The sequence below is a fragment of the Paenibacillus sp. JNUCC32 genome (assembly GCF_014863545.1).
Classification (GTDB): domain Bacteria; phylum Bacillota; class Bacilli; order Paenibacillales; family Paenibacillaceae; genus Paenibacillus_AQ; species Paenibacillus_AQ lautus_A.
Genome location: NZ_CP062260.1, coordinates 4,681,574 through 4,698,644 on the forward strand (window position 1 = coordinate 4,681,574; position 17,071 = coordinate 4,698,644).

The following is a 17,071-nucleotide window of genomic DNA, read 5'->3' on the forward strand; positions in this document are numbered from 1 at the left end:
TATGATCTGTCCACTAGCAAAATCCTGGTCATTCTTTGACGCTGCCTACGTTCAACCCAACGACAAAATATTTCTGCATGAACGGATAAACCAGCAGAATCGGAACCGATGCCACGACCGTTACGGCAGCGCGAATCGAAATCGGCGTTACCATGTTCACCGCAGAGTCCTTCGTCATCCCTGCGCCGGCAGCTACTGCCGGGTTGCTGTTCGCGTTCATACTGGATGACAGCAGCTTCATCAGCTCATACTGCAAAGTGCTCAGCTCTTGGCGGGAGGAGGTATAGATGAATGCATCGAACCAGGAGTTCCAAGCCCCCACGGCCACGAACAGTGCAATGGTTGCCAGCACCGGTTTACACAGCGGGAAGATGATCCGGATGAAGATTTTGAAATCTCCGGCTCCGTCGATTCTTGCCGATTCGACCAAGCTTTCCGGAATCGTTCCGATATACGTCCGGATAACGATCATATTGAATGCGCTGATCATCGACGGGATCACATATACCCAGAACGAATTAATCAGATTCAAGTCCTTCATCAGAAAGTATCCAGGAATCAAACCTGCGTTAAAGTACATCGTCAGAATAAAGATCAAGGTAATCGGCTTACGAAATACATATTCCCGGCGGCTCAGCGTATATGCCAGCATCGTGGTCAGACCCAGATTCAGCAGCGTCGACAGCACCGTTCTTGCCACGGAAATCCAGAACGCGTCATATATCGTTCCAGAAGCGAATACCGCCTTGTAATTCTGCCAGGTAAATTCCCTTGGCCAGAGATAGATTCCGCCTCGGATCGTATCATTCCCCGCATTCAGGGAAACGACGATCGTATTCAAGAAAGGATATAATGTGACAACGACAAGACCAATCATAAACAAGGTATTGAATGTATTAAAAAGGATCGGCTCTACGCTTTTTTTTCTGACAGGTTTAGTCGCTGCGGCAGCAGTTGCTGGCCCAGGGCTGATTGTTTGATTGTCCACTATAGCAGCCTCTCTTCCCCTAGCCGTTTCGCGACTCCGTTTGCAATCAATAACAGCGTCACACTAACGACCGTTTTAAATATACCGGCAGCCGTTGCTAATGAGTAATTGCCTTGGGCAAGCCCGTACTTCAGCACGAAAATGTCAATCGTTTGCGACCAGTCGACAACAAGACCGTTGCCCAGCAAGTATTGAACCTCGAAGCCTGCTTCCAGAATGTGACCGACCTGCATGATCAACAGAATAATGATCGTTGGCTTAATGCCCGGCAAAGTAACATGGAACATTTTCCGATAGCGGCTTGCCCCGTCCATATCGGCAGCCTCATAAAGCGCCGGGTCGATGGATGCCATCGCAGCCAAATATATAATCGTATTCCAGCCGACTTCTTTCCAAACATGCGACGCTCCGACGATTCCCCAGAAGTATTTGCCTTCACTGAGCCATTGGATCGGCTCCTTGATGAGATGCAGCTTCATAAGGACATCATTGATGATTCCGTCCGAAGCCAAGCTCGTCGCCACAATCCCGGTTACGATGATCCAGGATAGAAAGTGCGGAAGATAGGAGATCGTCTGTACGGTTCTTTTCCAAAATACTTTCCGGATTTCATTCAGTAACAATGCAAGGATAATTGCAGTCGTAAAGCCGAGAATCATATTGATAACACTCATTGCGAGCGTATTGCGAAGCACTTGCAGGAAACTATCGTCCTTAAAAAGGAATTCAAAATGTTTAAAGCCTACCCACTTCTGTTCACTAAAGTCTCTAGCCGGCTTGTAGTCTTGGAAAGCCATGGTCCATCCCCAAATAGGAACGTAGGCAAACAAGATGATGTAAGCCATCAGAGGCACCGACATATAGATCAACTGTCTCTGTTCTTTGAGTACGGCCCAGGTGATTTTCTTGTTTGTCTTAGGCTTGCGGACGGCAGAGTCTTTGACTACGGTCTCTTCCATAAGTTTGTTCTCCCCAAAACCCCATATTTCGTAAACAAGGAAGGCAAGAAGCCTTCCCGTTTCCGATTCATGTACCTTCCGCTGCTTTACTTAACAGACCAAGTGTCTCTTCTCCATTGCAGCACTTCATTAATCCGATCCTCATAAGCCTTGATGTTGAGCTTGCGGATATCAGTGACGTACTCATCCCAGACGCTGTCGAATTCTTCCGGTTTAGCAAGAATGGCTTTTGGCAAGTACTTCGTGGACAACTCATTTTGCTTCGTATTCACGATTTTCGCCTCAGATCCGTCTACCAGGTCGACCGACCATGCCGGGTAAGCAATCTCGTTCTCAGGGGCTGGACTGAAGAAGTCAACATAGCTGTTGAAACCGTATTGGGCAAGGAAGTTCTTGTCATACTCTCTCAAAGCGGCTACCATTTCTTCAGGCTGTGCAGCGCCGTCCGTAGCGTTGCCGTCCGAGAATAAACCTTCCATTTTTGGTGCTTGACCGTGGAAAGAATCGGCTTTATTCGCGAGCTTCCAGGTTGCATCGGTAAACAGATCGCGCTGCTCTTGCGTTTTCATGAAGCGGCCGTCCTTGACAATGTAATCTTCCCCTTCGATCCCCCAGGACAAGATTTTTTGCCAATCTTCTTGAATCAGCGTATCCAACAATTTGATAATTCTGATTGCCTGCTCTTCGGATGCGTTGACCGTGATCCCGAAACCGTTGTTGAGGTTCAGAGCCGGACGATCTTTGTAATGATCCTTGATACTTTCATCAAATACAAGCGGAAGACCGACATACGTTCTTTCATCTTTCTTCTGAGTAATCAGCGCGTCCTCTGCGCTTTGGAAGTTCCAGTGCTGGTCAAACATGCCAAGAACTGCACCGCTGGAGATTTTCGCCATATACTGGTCAAAGTTCTGGGTGAACGTTTCCTTATCGATGATACCCAGGGCATTCATTTCGTTCAGCTTTTTATAATAACGTTTGGCATAGTCCTTATCGGCAAAAATTTCCGCCTTGCCGTCTTTAACAACTACACCGCCGTCATTCGGATGACCGATCAAATGCTGAGGAGCATTGAACAGGCCCCAGTTTTTCCAGTCATAGTTCAGAATTTCAAAGCCGATCGTCGGGGTACCGTCGATGGTCGGATGCTTTTCCTTGTATTGTTTAATGATGTCAAAATATTGATCCAAGGTTTTAACCTCTGGATATCCTGCCTCTGCCAATACGTCCTTCTGAATCCAGAAGGCTGGGCCCGAATAATAAGACGAGGTAACATCAGCATTCGTTACACCGTAGTTTGGAAGATTGTAAATATGACCGTCATTCGGGTCTTTCATCATGTTCCAGTACTTCTCATAATGCTTCTTCAAGTTTGGCGCATGTTCTTCAATCAAATCCTCGAGCGGGATAAAGGCACCGGCAGCTGTCAGCTTTTGATTCGCTGTCATCATGTCCGGATAATCGCCGCCTGCAATCATAACGCCGAGCTTCTGGTCAATATCGCCTGCCAGGAACTCGAATTTGAAGGATGCTCCTGTCTTTTCCCTGATTAATTTATAAATCTTGTTGTCAGGTGTTGGTTGCTGGTCGGGCTGACCGATAAAAACACTCACCTCAAATGGTTCGATCTTATCCCCGTCCGTCCCGGGTGTTGTTTGTTCTGCGGAGTCCTTTGCTTCCGGCTGGGCCCCGCTATTCCCGTTTCCGCCCCCGCAGCCCGTAAGGCCGATGCAAAGCGATAACAGCAACACCGTGCTGAGCCGAAGCCATGATTTTGTCTTACCCCCCATAAAAGCACCTCCGTCATAATGTGGTTACATCGTTGGTCGATACGCCTCTTCATGTAACCTTCCTTTATTTTAAAAGCGCTTTCAAAGGCGGACTATACTATAATTAAAGCATTAACCTTAAAAACTTTAGAACATCCTCTTCTTGAACTCATTCGGTGCCATGCCCCATCTTTTTTCGAAATGCTTAAGGAATTGGTTGTAGTGGGTATAGCCGACCCTTTCGGCGATTTCGCTGTTCTTCAGCTTGTTCTGCTTCAACAGCGCGGCCGCTTCCTCAATCCGCAAATTATGTATGAGTTCGTTGAAGCCAATCCCATTCTTACGCATCAGCAGCTGGCCGAGATAGACGGGATGCAGATAAAAAAGCTCCGCCAATCGCTTAATGGTCAGATTCTCCCGGTAGTGCTGCCGAATATAATCGTTAATCTCCTGGATTATGCCTTGCGAATGCCGGGCCTGCTCCTTGAGAAGAAGCTCGATGCACTCTTCCCCGAAGCGCAGCAGCTCTCCCATCAAGTCGTTCAAATGGAAGGTTCCGTCCGTTAATCCAGCTGCATTGGATTTGGCTGCAAGGATTCGAGCTTCCGCGCCTTCTGCCTCCCTCACCAAATCCATGATTTTATACAAAACATGGATCACCATTTTCTTCACGATCCCCGGCGCGATTCGCTGCTCCGCAAACCTGGATGCAGCCAATCCGGCAGCCTCGCGGTATCCCTTCTTGTCGAGGAGTTCCACGGACCTGATGACATCATCCAACAGGTTCGTGGGGTAACGATAATGAAACGGCCGATCCCGTACCTCTTCATATGAAATCATCCCTCCGTACGCCGGATCGTAAAATTGATGCTCGATGGCTTCCTTGGCGGTTTCGTAGCAGCGACGGATATGCACCAGAGACTGCTGGCCTTCTCCTACAGCCATAAACAGCCGCTGTCCTGCATAATGGCGGACCAGCTCGCGGATCGTGCCTGAGGGTACGCTCCCGTTGTCAGGGGAATAACCGTTCACCAAACCAAGCCGGTTCGATTCCAGATCGATGACATACTCCGAATTCGCGTGGGCTGACAAGCGGGCGACGGTTTCCTTGACGTCAGGAAACAAGGCAGACTCTGCTTGAATCAGACATACGTTCCACTCTTGATGGGCGGAGGATAAAACCTGAAGCCTCGACAGGCCGCTAGCCCTAAGCGGCATCTCCAAGAGCGTTTGCATGATCAGCGAAACATCCTCTTCCCTCTTAGCAATCGCACTCAGGCTTAATCTGCGATGCTCCTGCATCAGCTCAGCATGAATCTTGCCGAGCTCCTCCTCGGCTTCCTCTGCAATAATAGGCTTCAGCATGTAGTGATGGATGCCGTGCCGCAATGCCTTCCTTGCATATTCAAATTCACTGTAGCCGCTCATGATGGCAAATTTCACACTGCTATCCCGGTGATGCTGCTGCCAGGTTTCAATCATATGAAGCCCGTCCATTAGCGGCATGTTTACATCGGTAATGACCAAATCCGGCGCAAGCCCATGAATCATCTTCAAGCCTTCCACTCCGTTGCCCGCGGTTCCGCAGACGCTAAACCCCAAGCGTTCCCAATCGATCCACAGCGCCAGCCCTTCCAGCGCACCCGGTTCGTCATCGATCAACAGCACTTTGAAAGGCATGGTTCTCCCCCTCTCCGCCTTCATGCTCCCGAGACTCCAACAGCCGGATCGGAATCTCGAATGAAACGGTTGTCCCTTGATTCGGGGTGCTGGCAATGTTGAAAATGACATGATCGTCGTAGTACAGCTCCAGCCGCCGATATACGTTTCGAATGCCGAAGCTGTTGCCCGAGAACTGCTCGTTGCGAACCGAGAGAATAATGTCCCGTAGCTTGCTTTGCTCAATGCCCTTACCGCTATCCGTAATGACGATGCGAAGATAATCACGGGCAACCGAAGCGCTTATGGTCACCAGACCCGCTCCATCCATCGCCTGCAAGCCATATTTGCATGCATTCTCAACGAGCGGCTGAATGCTCATTTTCGGAATTTTATAATGAAGCGCTTCCATATCGATGTTGAATTGATATTCGAATTTATCCCGAAAGCGGAATTTTTCGATTTTGAGATACATTTCGATAAATCTGATTTCCTCCTCCACGGAGACCAAATCCTCTCTCCAGCTCAGGAGTCTGCGAAGCAGCTTGGACAAGCTTTTGATAATATCCGTCACATCCGTGTATCGATTCTTCGTGCAGACCACCAATATCGCATTCAGGGTATTGAACAGGAAATGGGGATTCATCTGGCTCTGCAAAAAGTTCAATTCAGCCCGAACCCGCTCCATCTCCAGGCTTTTCTTCTGAATCTCCAGCTTGTACACATTGTTGATCAGGGAGTTCATCTTCGCTGTCATCTGATTGAAATTCCGGATGAGTCCGCCGATTTCGTCCCGGCCTTCGTCCAGTTCAATCAAGTCGAATTTCTCGTTGCTCACCTTCTGCATATGACGCGCCAAACGCTTCACCCGGTAATTGTAGGATCTCAGCATGACCGTAATAAAGACCGCCGCAACCAGCGTAACAACCGCTGCCAATACAACGGTAAACAGCTGCATATCCAGCATGGCGCTAGTAATCCGGCTCCCCCGGTTGATGCCGATCAGCTTCCACCCCTTCACGTACCTGGCCGTTCCGATCGAGAACACATGCCGATCCTCTTCGTCGTATTGCTCCAGGTCAAGCTTCGAATATGCGCTGTACTTCCCTCTTTCATAACCGCTGCTGGCCGACATAATAATCTCATTGTTCTCGTTCACCAAATACATATCCAGATAATCGCGTTCCCGTACAATGACGTCATAAATCTTGCTTAAATCGATATCGATTCGAAGCAGCTTCTCATAGGTGTCATAGGTATCGTAGTAATCCATCTTCTCAATCACGCTTAAGTACGGAACCGTCGATGCCGAGTTGTTCGCTTCTGCCGCCCTGTACGCCGCCACCAGCACCGGATGGGCCGAGCTGCTCCATAATGCATACCAGTCGCTCTCGAGCACATTATCGTTGATCACATGATAATTGCCGCCGGACACAATGGTGGAATTTTCGGTGAAGATGCTAATCCGCTGAATCTGGTTGTTAACCGGTATGTAGCTCGTTACCCGATTCCGGAGCTGCTCATCAAAGGTTTCGTAGAAGTCCAGCTGGGACTCATACTCGCGATCGAGCATTTCGTAAAGGGTCTTATCCGTACTCAGCGCATGACTTACAGCCACCCCGCCGTCGATGAAATTATGAATATCCTTCCTAGCCCGCTCCATCGAGATATCGAGGTTCTGCTCCTCTCTCTCCCGGATCAGCTCCGACATCCGATCCATAAAGATGAGGTTGACCACCAGAATAGGCAGCAGTACACCAATGACAAAAATAAGAAAAAATTTAGTTTTCAACGGAATATCGTTCACGAAATTCCCCAGCCTGAACATTCTCTTCATGAAGGCACCCTCCCGGTTTAGCGCTGCTTGCTTTCAACATGATTCTTGTAATTCGAGGGCAGAATCCCGGTTGTCAACTTAAACTTATGGATAAAATAGTCCGCGTTCGGGAACCCGACATGGAGCGCAATCTCGGAAACCTTCATTCCGCTCCGTTTCAGCAGCAGCTTGGCCTCCTCGATCCGCTTGTCATTCAGGTATTCCTTGAACGGCTTGCCAGCATGCTTCTTGAACAGCTGCCCCAAATAGGTGGCGTTCATATGGAAATGCCGTGCCAAATCCTGAAGCTGAAGCCTGCTCCGGTACTCCCGGTCGACATACTGAATCACTTGAAAAATGGTGTTGTGCTCGTTAAGCTTGCTTAACTCTTCCAGCTGCGAAGCGGCCTCAAACGCGAGCAACCGCATATAATTCTTCAACGGCGCTTTATGGCAAGCATCACTCAGATGACCAAGCTTCCTTTGCAGCCGGTTCATGAATAGATCCGGATCTCCATTCATTTCCGCGATTCTTCGACACAGCTTCAATTCCAGATCGGCCACATCGGCTTGAAAAGCCCTCAGGTGGAGGAGATGATCGGGCATGGCCGTAAAAATCCGCGCCAAGCATGACTCGATGGACGCATGCTCCCCCGCCATAATCATGGAAAGCAATTCGTCCATCCATCCGCAGGGAAGTCCCCGGAGCCGCTCCGCTCCTCTCGGTTCTTGGCAACAAAACACGCCGCTTCGGCCTTGGCTTCGCTTATCGTCGCGCACCTCCGCGCTTTGCCTGTAAAGCTTTCCGATCGCCTGGATTCCCTCCCCTGTGCCGCTTAACGCCACGATAACCGGCCCTTCAAGCTCCCGGGCCAGAGCAGACTGCAACAGCAGCGCAGTCTCCATGACCTCATCCGGAGTCGAATGCTCGACATGCAGCACCACTCCTATGCTCCCGCTATTGTCCTGGAAGCATCCCAGTAAGCTCGGGGGCCCGTAATCGGTCATCCATTCGATCCAATCCACTCCCGTTTCAGTAATCCCTGTTTCAATCAATAGGCACTGCAGCAGCGGCTCGCCCTGGATTTGCATCGCATTGCTGGCTTGCTCGGCCAAATCAGGACTCAACTCTTCCCGAATGAGCCGGTTCAACAAATAATGGACGGCAAGGCCGGCTTTCTTCCGGTTGCTGCGTTCAGCGTCTCGTTCGTCCTGGATCTCATGGCTGAGCTTGGCAAGCACTGCCTCGATCTCCTCGTCATCAATCGGTTTCAGCAAATACTCGGCAACCCGTTGGCGCATGGCTTGATGCGCGTATCCAAAATCATCATATCCGCTCAAAATAACGAATTTAGGAGGAAGAGGCATTGTCCGATTGCTGTGCTCAATCAATTCCAGGCCGTTCAGGACAGGCATATGGATATCCGTCATCACCAGTTCAGGCTTCCATTGTTCCATTAGCTTTAGCGCTTCGGGAGCGCTCAGGGCTTCCCCGCATATTTGGAATCCGAACCGTTCCCAGTCGATCATCGTTCTCAATCCCTCCAAGACCCATGGTTCGTCGTCCACCAGAAGCACATTGAACATCGCCCTCGTCCTCCTTTACCAAGCGAATAATGTAAGCGTACTCATTTTTACTTATACTACCATACTAGTATATCTATGAGAATATACTACAGGAACACAAACACAAATAACCGTAAGCGGGGTTCCTTTGTACAAAGGAACCCCGCTTACGGTCTGCTCAAGCTGGCCTATCCCTTAATCCCGGATAACGTAACGCCTTCAATAATATATTTCTGCCCGATGATATACACGATGAGCACCGGGACGAGCGCAATGGAAGCCCCCGCCATCATCAGCGTCCAATCCGTTGCATACATGCCCCGGTACAAATTCAGCATCATCGGCACGGTAAACTTATCCGTGCTGCTGAGAAAAATCAGCGGGTTAAAGAAGTTGTTCCACATCCCGAGGAAGGTAAATATCCCGAGTGCCGATAAAGCCGGCTTGATTAGAGGAATCATGATCCGGGCGTAGATCGTCCAGCGATTCGCGCCGTCCACGATGGCCGCCTCTTCCATTTCCTTCGGAATGCCCCTGAAGAATTGCCGGAGCAAAAATACCCCGAAGGCGTTCAGCAGCGCAGAAGGGACGATAATCGCCAGATGCGTATCCAGCCATCCGATATTTTTCATGATCAGATAGAGCGGAATAATGGTCACCTGTCCCGGCACCATCATCGTTGCCAGAAACAGGACGAACAGCGGCTCCCGGAACGGGAACGTGATTTTGGCAAAAGCATAAGCCGCCATGGAGCAGGTAACCAGCTGTGAAACCACCACGATTATATTGATGTAGAAGCTGTTGAAATACGCGCGCCCGAACGGCAGGGCCGTCAGCGAATCCTTATAATTGGACCAGATGAACGGATCCGGAATCCATTTGGGCGGCACGACGAATACTTGCGACAAATCCTTGAGCGAGCTGAGCACCATCCACACAAACGGCAGGGCCATCAGGCAGGCGCCTAAAATCAGCACGATATGCAGCACCACGGTGGACATCCTCAATCCCCGATGTATCATTCGTTTTCCTCCTTCCTAGGTTCGAATCGTCAGTCTTCGTAATGCACCCACCGCTTGGACATCTTCATCTGGAACAAGGTGAGCGACAGGATCATCACGAACAGGATGACCGCCGACGCCGTGCTCTTGCCAAAGGTAAAGTCCGCAAAGGCCGTCTCGTAGATGTGATAGACAAGCGTATAACTGGCCTTCGCCGGTCCGCCGGAGGTCATGACAAACGACTGGTCGAACACCTGAAAGGAACCGATGATGGACATGATCGTCACGAAAAAGGTCGTCGGGGACAGCAGCGGAATCGTAATATGGATCAACTGCTGCCATTTGCCGGCGCCGTCAATCTCGGCCGCCTCGTAATAGCTTCTCGATATGCCCTGAAGTCCGGCCAGGAACAGCACCATGTTGCCTCCCAGCCCCATCCAGACGCTCAGCAGGGCAATCGAAGGCATCACGTACCTGGAATCCGTCAGCCAGGAGGGGCCCGTTATCCCGAACCACTGCTGCAGGTACATGTTAATGAGGCCGAAGTCGGCGTTGAACAGCCACATAAACACGACGGCCACGGCGACGGACATCGTAATGTTCGGCATGAAGTAGATCAGCCGGTACAGAATCTTTCCGCGAACCCGGTTTAAGCCCACCGCCACCAGCATGGCGAGAACGATGCCGGTCGGTACCGACAGAATCGTGTAATACACCGTGTTCACCAAAGCGATGTGGAACTCCTCATCCTGAAGCTGGGACACGAAATTTTGGAGTCCGATAAACTTCTTCGCCCCCATGCCGTCCCAGTTCATCATGCTGATGACAAAAGCCGAGATGAGCGGAACCAATGAAAAAGCGATCAAACCGATCATCTGGGGAAAGATAAAAAAGTACCCCCACAAACCGTCGGACGTCTTGCTCTTTAAGGTTGTTCTCCTCTCCGGAAACCGCTCCGGAGAAGGAGCGGCTCCGGAGCTTCCTGCAGGCTGCGTGTTCATTTCATCTCACCGTTCCTCCCCAGAGCAGGATCAATTATTGCCGCTCTTGTAATCCTGAATTTTCTTGTTGGCCATATCCTGTATATCCTTCAAGGAGCTTTCAAGCTCCTGATCTTTCAGCCACAGCGCCTCGAACTTGGACGTTATATCCTGGCTTAGCCCGGGAATGCCTGCCTCGAACGGAGTCAGGGAATACCCGATCTCGCGCGCGTCCAGGAATAACTGGGCGTGCTCCGGCAGATTCCCTTCCAGCACCACCTCATCCGTTCCCTGTACCGACGGGACGGCATTGCCGCCGCCCTGCAGGCGGAAGCGTTGGCCCTCTTTGCTTACGTACTCGGAGAAGAAGGTGTATGCCGCTTCCTTATTCTTCGATGCCTTGTTCATCACCATGTAGGCGGTCGGAATACCGGCAGGCTCGATCTTATTGCCGGTATTGGTTGGCCATGTGACCACGTCATATTCTAGCCCTTGATTCTTCTTGAACAGCGGCAGGTACCAGCGGCCTGCAGCAACGAATCCGACCTGGTTGGACATGAACATGGCGTCCCCGCCTTGCCCTTTCGGAAGCGTGCCGGAGAAGGTGATGTTTTTGGATTTCACGTTGTCGTACAGGAAGCGGAAAGCCTCCATCGCCTTCGGATCCGAAGCCGCTACGAAATTCCCTTCGTCGTCGTACACCCGGCCGCCGTTGGAAGTAACCCAGCTGTGGTAGCTGTTCCAGGAGTTATCCAGCACGTAGCCGTACTTTTTACTGTCCCTGATCTTGTCCGCCATCTCCTTGAATTTGTCCCAGGTCCACTGTCCGTTCGCCTGAAGATCGGCCGGCATCTCGGTTATCCCTGCTTCCTTCAGCACCTTCTTGTTGTACCACAGCACCATCGGGTTACAATCCACCGGTACCCCGAAGATCTGGTCATCCCGCACGGCTGCGCCCCACAAGCCTTCGAAATAATCCTCTTTCTTGATCACGCTTTCCGGAGCTTCCATATACGTCGTCAAATTCTCAATGCTCTGATTCTCGATCAGTTTCACGACCAGGGCGTCGCCTGCATAGAAGATATCCGGAGCCGTCCCGCCTGTTAATTGGGTTAATATTTTCTGATCATACTCGCCCGGAATCGGAATAAATTCGACCTCAATGTCCGAGTGATTCTTATTAAATTCCTTCGTCAGCTCCTGAAAGCGGCTAAGCTCGCCGGGATTTCCCCAGGTCGCCCATTTGATCTTGACCTTCTCGCCGCTTCCGGACTCCCCGCCTTCTGATGTTCCGCCGCCTCCACACGCTTGGAGTATGGATGATAGTAGAAGAATGATTGCAAGCAATGACCCTCTCACCTGTTTCCTTGTCATTTCATTTCCTCCATTCAAACCAGATTTGGACTCGCTGGCATAGCTTTTGTAAACGCTTTAATTATAAAATTTTGGCAAAAAGCTTTTGAACGGATTATGTTCCGAAAAAGTGGTTTCTTTTCCGATCCTATGAAATCCCGCTTATTTTCGATGCTGTCCCTGGTACTCAGCTGGCGTCATGCCTACCATTTTCTTGAACAGCTTGCTGAAGTATTTGACGTCATTGAATCCGGAACGATCCGCCACTTCATACACACGCAGCGATGTTGTGGAAAGCAGCTCCTTGGCCCGTTTCAAGCGGAGATCAATGACATAGTCAATGAAGTTGTGTCCCGTGACGCGCTTAAACAACTCGCTAAAATAGTTGCGGCTGACGGCCACTTCGTCCGCCACCTCCTGCAGGGAGATCGGCTCGGTAAAGCGCGCCTTAATATATCGGACGGCCTGCAGCACGATCCGCTCATGCAGCGTGGATTCCGGTACAGGGTGGCGCATGGCTTCCTCCCGCAGCGCATGGAAGCCTTGGAGCACCAGCTTCTTCACTTCCTCCACCGAGCGAAGCTTGCCCACCTCCCCGATCTGCGGAAGCTGCGGGCCGCCGGGAAGATGAAACATAGCAAGCAAGCTCAGAAGCTCCTCCGCTTCCCGTAGGACCGCCGGCTTCTTCATCCGTCCGGGACGCCAGCGCTGCATAATGGACTGCAGACGTTCCTCGCTTATGTCCATGTTTCCGACGGTCAGCGCGGCCCTTAGGGCATGCAGCTCGGCAGCCGGCCTCTCCTGAGCCGAATCGGCATCGGTCAGGGGAAGCTCCTCTGCCCGCAATATCTGTTGATCTCGATGAAAGAAGAGGCCCTCCAGGCTTTCAGCGGCTTCTATAAACGCTTCTTGCAGCTTATCCATGCTGTTATATCTCCTGCTGAGCCCCATCGTGCTCCGGATCGGCAGGCGGATAGCTCCTTCGTGCTCTGAAGCCTGCCCGTTTGCTTCATCCCTTAACGGTAAGCAGACTGCGATCCGGTCCGTTTCCAGTCGAGCTGCCAGCGCCTCCGGCGCCTGGTCGTATAACTGTCCCATGAACCGTTCGATCTCCTCCTGCCAATCCTTTGGCTGTCCCCCGGCCGCGGCACCGCCCAGGTCCGAATCTAGCTGGAGCACGGCCAGCAGGTACGGGCCGTTACGGTTCCATGCTTCCAGCTTCGCGAGCGCGTCCGGCTCACCGGACAGCGCCTGAAAGAGCATTTTTCCGGCAGCCTTCTTCTTATTCAGCCGCTGCTGCTGCTCATGCTCGGTCAGAATCCGCTGCATCTGCTTCTCCTCTTCCAGCTTCAATCGCATGTGATCAAGGACGGCGACCAGGGAGTCCGCGTCCAGCGTCGGCTTAAGGATATAATCCGATGCGCCAAGCCTGATGCCTTCCCGCACGAATTCGAAATCGCTGTGACAGCTGAGCAGCAGTACCTTCACCCATGGACAAAGCTCCCTTGTCCGGCGGGTCAATTCCAGGCCGTCCATGACCGGCATCGCGATATCCGTGATCAGAATGTCCAGATCCCCGTTTACGATCCATTTCATGGCCCGTTGTCCATTGGAGGCCTCCCCGACAAGCCGGTAACCGTATTTCTCCCAATCGAAGGTCGAGCGCAGTCCCGTACGCGCGATCGCTTCGTCATCCACGAGCAGCACTCTGTACATAATCGTCCCCCCTTTGTTTCGCAAACGTGACCGTGACCCTCGTGCCTCCGCCTTCCGTGCTTTCCACCCATACCCCGTACCTGCTGCCGTAATACAGCTGGACCGTTTGGTGAACATGACGCAGGCCGATATGGGTCATGCCATGCTTGGAATGATCCTGCTCATACGACAGCAGTCCCTTGATCCGTTCAGGCTTAATGCCGATTCCGTTGTCTTCGATCCGCACCATGACATCCTGCTGCTGCAATGTTATCCGGATCTGAATGACGCCCCCTTCATCAAGCGGGGCAATTCCGTGAAAGATCGCATTCTCCACGATCGGCTGCAGCAGCATCCGGGGAACGTGGAGGTCCTCCATTTCCTCGGGGCAATCGATCCGCAGCTCGATTGGGTGGTCATAACGGTAATTCTGGATGATCATATATTTCCGAAGCAGCTCCAATTCATCTCCAAGCCTTATAAACACACCGTTGCGCTCCAGGCTCCCCTCCAGCAGATGAACCAGGGCCGTGACCGATCGGTCCACGTCATTCGTTCGATTCAGCTTGGCCATCCAGCGGATCGAGTTCAGCGTATTGTAGAGAAAATGGGGATTGATCTGATACCGCAGCGCGCGGATTTCGGCTTTTTTCTTCTCGGACTCCTCCGCGGCGATCCGCCTGATGAGCAGGTCGATCTGCTCTATCATTTTGTTGAAGCTTCGGCCCAGCTGACCGATCTCGCTGGGACCTACGTTCTTGCTGCGGACCGATAAATCGCCCGCCTCGCTTCTGCGCATCAAGCGGCTCAGCTGAACGAGCGGATTGCCGATTCTCCTCGTCATGAAATATCCGATGCCGATCGCGGCCAGAATCGATCCGAATACGATCCAGACCGTGAAACTCCGGATGCTGGCGGAATCGGCCGTCAGCTCCTTAAGCGGCACCATGCCGACCACATGCCAGCCGTTGTTCAGGCGCGAGGGGATCATCAGCGTTTTGTTGTTATTCAGGTTGTATTCCGTCAAACCCGAGGGCAGCTTGATCCTGGACTGCTTCCCGTACATCGATGGATCGGGATGGTAAAAGTAGCGATTCTCGTCATTCGCCACGTACATATACCCCGTGTCGCCGAATTGGACATGGTTTAATTCATCGATCAGGACATCCCCCATAATTTCGATGAACATCACCCCGACGATCTCCCCCGTATCCCAGCTCCGGATTGCCCGGCCCAGCCCGAACACGGGAAATCCCATTCCCGTTTGCTTCAGGTAGGAGGTATCCGACAAGCCGAACCATACCGCCTGCCCGTTCGCCTCCAATATCGCCCGATACCAAGGCGAATCCCACTGGTCCGGGATGGACATCAAGGAATCCGCGCTCAGGACCGAATTGTTCCGCTGCACGTCAAACACGTATACATCCAAGATCTCCGGCGAATTAATCATGATGGACGTCAGCAGGTCCTTCCCCTCCTTCACCTTCAACGTCAGGTCGTATTTACTGATATCCTGATCCTCCAGTATGCCGTGAACCACTTTACTGTTCAGCACCATCATCGAGGAGTCGTCCAGTTTCTTGAAGAACATGTTCAGCTTGTCGCTGACTTGGGTGATCGTGAGGGAAGCCACTTTACTGACCTGCTCCTCCACGATCGAGGCCGATTTGTGATACGAAAGGAAACCCATGATGAGAACCGGGAGTGTTGTGCCGATGAAAAAAAACAAAAACAGTTGAATCACGATCGAATGAAGACGACGGTATCCCCGCATACATGCTCCCTCCTGTTTCATGAAATGAAAATTGCGAACATTTGAGATAGCGCTTACATAACTATCTGACCTTCTTTCTTCTTCGCTCTGGACGCTCATCCATTCTGCCCTTTCTTACCTCCTTCTCCCACATCCCGTCGGGAGCGGCGCCCGGGAATCCCTTCCCTGCTTGCATCCTCGCTTCGGGTGTATCCATCGTATTATGTTTTCCTGACGTTGTCCCTAAGTCCATGCGCTTATGTTTGGGCTGCGCAATAAAAAAAGATGGACCCGAATCATTCCGGGTCCATCTCTTGTATTTGGATATAATGTCGCCTTCCAGGCTTAGTAAGCCAGCGTGAACAAACCGTTGATGTGGGACAGGTAACGCATGTTACTTGCTTCCTTCATCAAGGTTGCAGGCAGACCTTTCAATTGGGTTTTGTTGGCGCCGATGGTGCCGATGGCGTCTTTACGTCCCAAGCTGCCGAGCGTACCGGAGAATACCGGGTTGAAGGAAGCTGGTGCGCCGCCGTTCAATTGAGCGAAGATGTTGTAGCCGATCAGCTCGCCCATTTGCCATGCCAGCTGTGCCGTTGGCGGGTATGGACGGCCTTCCGGTCCCATAACAACCGCGCTGTCGCCGGCAACGTATACGTCAGGATGGGAAGCGGATTGCAGGAATTCGTTGACAACCGCACGTCCGCGGTTGACTTCGATGCCGCAGTTAGCCACAACGGAGTTGCCCTGTACGCCGCCAGTCCATACCAAGGTGCTGGTTTCAATCGTGCTGCCGTCTTTCAGTTCAACGGTCGTGCCGTCCATTTTGGTAATCGGCAATCCGGTCAGGAAGTTCACGCCTCGTTTTTGCAGGCTTGTTGTCGCACGGTCAACCAGTTCTGCAGGGAAGCCCGGCAGAATGGAAGGAGCTGCTTCAACACAATAAAGCGTGATTTCTTGTGGGTCGATACCGTATTTGCGAGCCAGCTCGCTTCTCATATCGGCATATTCGCCAACAAGCTCAACGCCTGTCAAGCCGCCGCCGCCAACCACGATGGTAGCGTCCGCTTTGTTTTTGGTTTTGCTGTATTCCGCAATGCGGGACTCCACATGAGCACGCAGACGGTTAGCATCGTTCACGGACTTCAGAATAAAGCTGTTCTCTTGCAGTCCCGGAATGCCGAAGAATGCCGTTTCGCTGCCCAGTGCGATAACCAGGGCATCATAGGTAAAGTTTCCGCCGTCGTCGAGGGAAACCGAACGCTCATCCGGCTTGATTTCCTTAACGTTGCCGATGCGCAGGTCAACGTTCGCGCCGCGCAGAAGCTTGTCGAGCGGCAAAGCTACTGCCTTCTCTGCGATGTTGCCTGCTGCCAGACGGTGCAATTCCGTAATGATCTGATGGGTTGGGAAACGGTTGATCAGCGTGATTTTTGCGGCAGCACCAAAATGCTCGCGTGCAGAAAGCGCACTAAGCAAGCCGCCATAGCCTCCGCCCAAAATTAAAATATGTTTAGACATGACCATCCTCCG

General features: G+C 51.7%; 12 protein-coding genes. All 12 read right to left on the reverse strand.

All coding sequences use genetic code 11. The features are described 5' to 3' along the window. Nucleotides 1-28 precede the first annotated feature (28 nt). The 12 genes from JNUCC32_RS20795 to JNUCC32_RS20850 all read right to left on the reverse strand — a co-directional run bounded on the left by JNUCC32_RS20795 (nt 29) and on the right by JNUCC32_RS20850 (nt 17,059). Nucleotides 29-988 carry a carbohydrate ABC transporter permease gene (locus tag JNUCC32_RS20795; RefSeq protein ID WP_192569716.1) on the reverse strand — a complete coding sequence of 320 codons (960 nt, stop codon included), beginning with the start codon at nt 986-988 and terminating at the stop codon, nt 29-31. Continuing rightward, on the reverse strand, nt 988-1,947 hold the full coding sequence (locus JNUCC32_RS20800) for an ABC transporter permease (protein ID WP_036664362.1): 960 nt from the start codon (nt 1,945-1,947) through the stop codon (nt 988-990). The genes JNUCC32_RS20795 and JNUCC32_RS20800 overlap by 1 nt, the downstream gene beginning before the upstream one ends. 86 nt (nt 1,948-2,033) lie before the next feature. Then, nucleotides 2,034-3,737, reverse strand: coding sequence for an extracellular solute-binding protein (locus JNUCC32_RS20805; RefSeq protein ID WP_192569717.1), 1,704 nt, complete (start codon nt 3,735-3,737; stop codon nt 2,034-2,036). A gap of 126 nt (nt 3,738-3,863) precedes the next feature. Continuing rightward, entirely contained in the window at nt 3,864-5,396 is a 1,533-nt protein-coding gene (locus tag JNUCC32_RS20810) for a response regulator transcription factor (RefSeq protein ID WP_192569718.1), read from the reverse strand. Continuing rightward, on the reverse strand, nt 5,368-7,212 hold the full coding sequence (locus JNUCC32_RS20815; protein ID WP_012819054.1) for a sensor histidine kinase: 1,845 nt from the start codon (nt 7,210-7,212) through the stop codon (nt 5,368-5,370). The genes JNUCC32_RS20810 and JNUCC32_RS20815 overlap by 29 nt, the downstream gene beginning before the upstream one ends. A 17-nt stretch (nt 7,213-7,229) precedes the next feature. Continuing rightward, nucleotides 7,230-8,777, reverse strand: coding sequence for a helix-turn-helix domain-containing protein (locus JNUCC32_RS20820; protein ID WP_192569719.1), 1,548 nt, complete (start codon nt 8,775-8,777; stop codon nt 7,230-7,232). A gap of 167 nt (nt 8,778-8,944) precedes the next feature. Next, a complete protein-coding gene (locus tag JNUCC32_RS20825; protein ID WP_012819052.1) occupies nt 8,945-9,778 on the reverse strand; it encodes a carbohydrate ABC transporter permease in 834 nt (277 codons plus the stop codon). Between the two features lie 29 nt (nt 9,779-9,807). Next, nucleotides 9,808-10,758 carry a carbohydrate ABC transporter permease gene (locus tag JNUCC32_RS20830; RefSeq protein WP_036664374.1) on the reverse strand — a complete coding sequence of 317 codons (951 nt, stop codon included), beginning with the start codon at nt 10,756-10,758 and terminating at the stop codon, nt 9,808-9,810. A 30-nt stretch (nt 10,759-10,788) separates the two neighbouring features. Beyond that, nucleotides 10,789-12,111 (reverse strand): ABC transporter substrate-binding protein, encoded by a 1,323-nt coding sequence (locus JNUCC32_RS20835; RefSeq protein WP_009591115.1) that lies wholly within the window; start codon nt 12,109-12,111, stop codon nt 10,789-10,791. A 141-nt stretch (nt 12,112-12,252) separates the two neighbouring features. Then, on the reverse strand, nt 12,253-13,806 hold the full coding sequence (locus tag JNUCC32_RS20840) for a response regulator (protein WP_192569720.1): 1,554 nt from the start codon (nt 13,804-13,806) through the stop codon (nt 12,253-12,255). Next, entirely contained in the window at nt 13,781-15,559 is a 1,779-nt protein-coding gene (locus JNUCC32_RS20845; protein WP_192569721.1) for a sensor histidine kinase, read from the reverse strand. The genes JNUCC32_RS20840 and JNUCC32_RS20845 overlap by 26 nt, the downstream gene beginning before the upstream one ends. 324 nt (nt 15,560-15,883) lie before the next feature. Continuing rightward, the gene (locus JNUCC32_RS20850) at nt 15,884-17,059 is read right to left on the reverse strand and encodes an NAD(P)/FAD-dependent oxidoreductase (protein WP_009591109.1); all 1,176 of its coding nucleotides are present in this window, start codon (nt 17,057-17,059) and stop codon (nt 15,884-15,886) included. Between the last annotated feature and the right edge of the window lie 12 nt (nt 17,060-17,071).

Excerpts from the sequence above, each read along its gene's own strand:
- JNUCC32_RS20810 (WP_192569718.1), bottom strand. The coding sequence starts at position 5,396 with ATGCCTTTCAAAGTGCTGTTGATCGATGACGAACCGGGTGCGCTGGAA.
- JNUCC32_RS20850 (WP_009591109.1), bottom strand. The coding sequence starts at position 17,059 with ATGTCTAAACATATTTTAATTTTGGGCGGAGGCTATGGCGGCTTGCTT.
- JNUCC32_RS20830 (WP_036664374.1), bottom strand. The coding sequence starts at position 10,758 with ATGAACACGCAGCCTGCAGGAAGCTCCGGAGCCGCTCCTTCTCCGGAG.
- JNUCC32_RS20800 (WP_036664362.1), bottom strand. The coding sequence starts at position 1,947 with ATGGAAGAGACCGTAGTCAAAGACTCTGCCGTCCGCAAGCCTAAGACA.
- JNUCC32_RS20825 (WP_012819052.1), bottom strand. The coding sequence starts at position 9,778 with ATGATACATCGGGGATTGAGGATGTCCACCGTGGTGCTGCATATCGTG.
- JNUCC32_RS20840 (WP_192569720.1), bottom strand. The coding sequence starts at position 13,806 with ATGTACAGAGTGCTGCTCGTGGATGACGAAGCGATCGCGCGTACGGGA.
- JNUCC32_RS20820 (WP_192569719.1), bottom strand. The coding sequence starts at position 8,777 with ATGTTCAATGTGCTTCTGGTGGACGACGAACCATGGGTCTTGGAGGGA.
- JNUCC32_RS20805 (WP_192569717.1), bottom strand. The coding sequence starts at position 3,737 with ATGGGGGGTAAGACAAAATCATGGCTTCGGCTCAGCACGGTGTTGCTG.
- JNUCC32_RS20845 (WP_192569721.1), bottom strand. The coding sequence starts at position 15,559 with ATGCGGGGATACCGTCGTCTTCATTCGATCGTGATTCAACTGTTTTTG.
- JNUCC32_RS20815 (WP_012819054.1), bottom strand. The coding sequence starts at position 7,212 with ATGAAGAGAATGTTCAGGCTGGGGAATTTCGTGAACGATATTCCGTTG.
- JNUCC32_RS20835 (WP_009591115.1), bottom strand. The coding sequence starts at position 12,111 with ATGACAAGGAAACAGGTGAGAGGGTCATTGCTTGCAATCATTCTTCTA.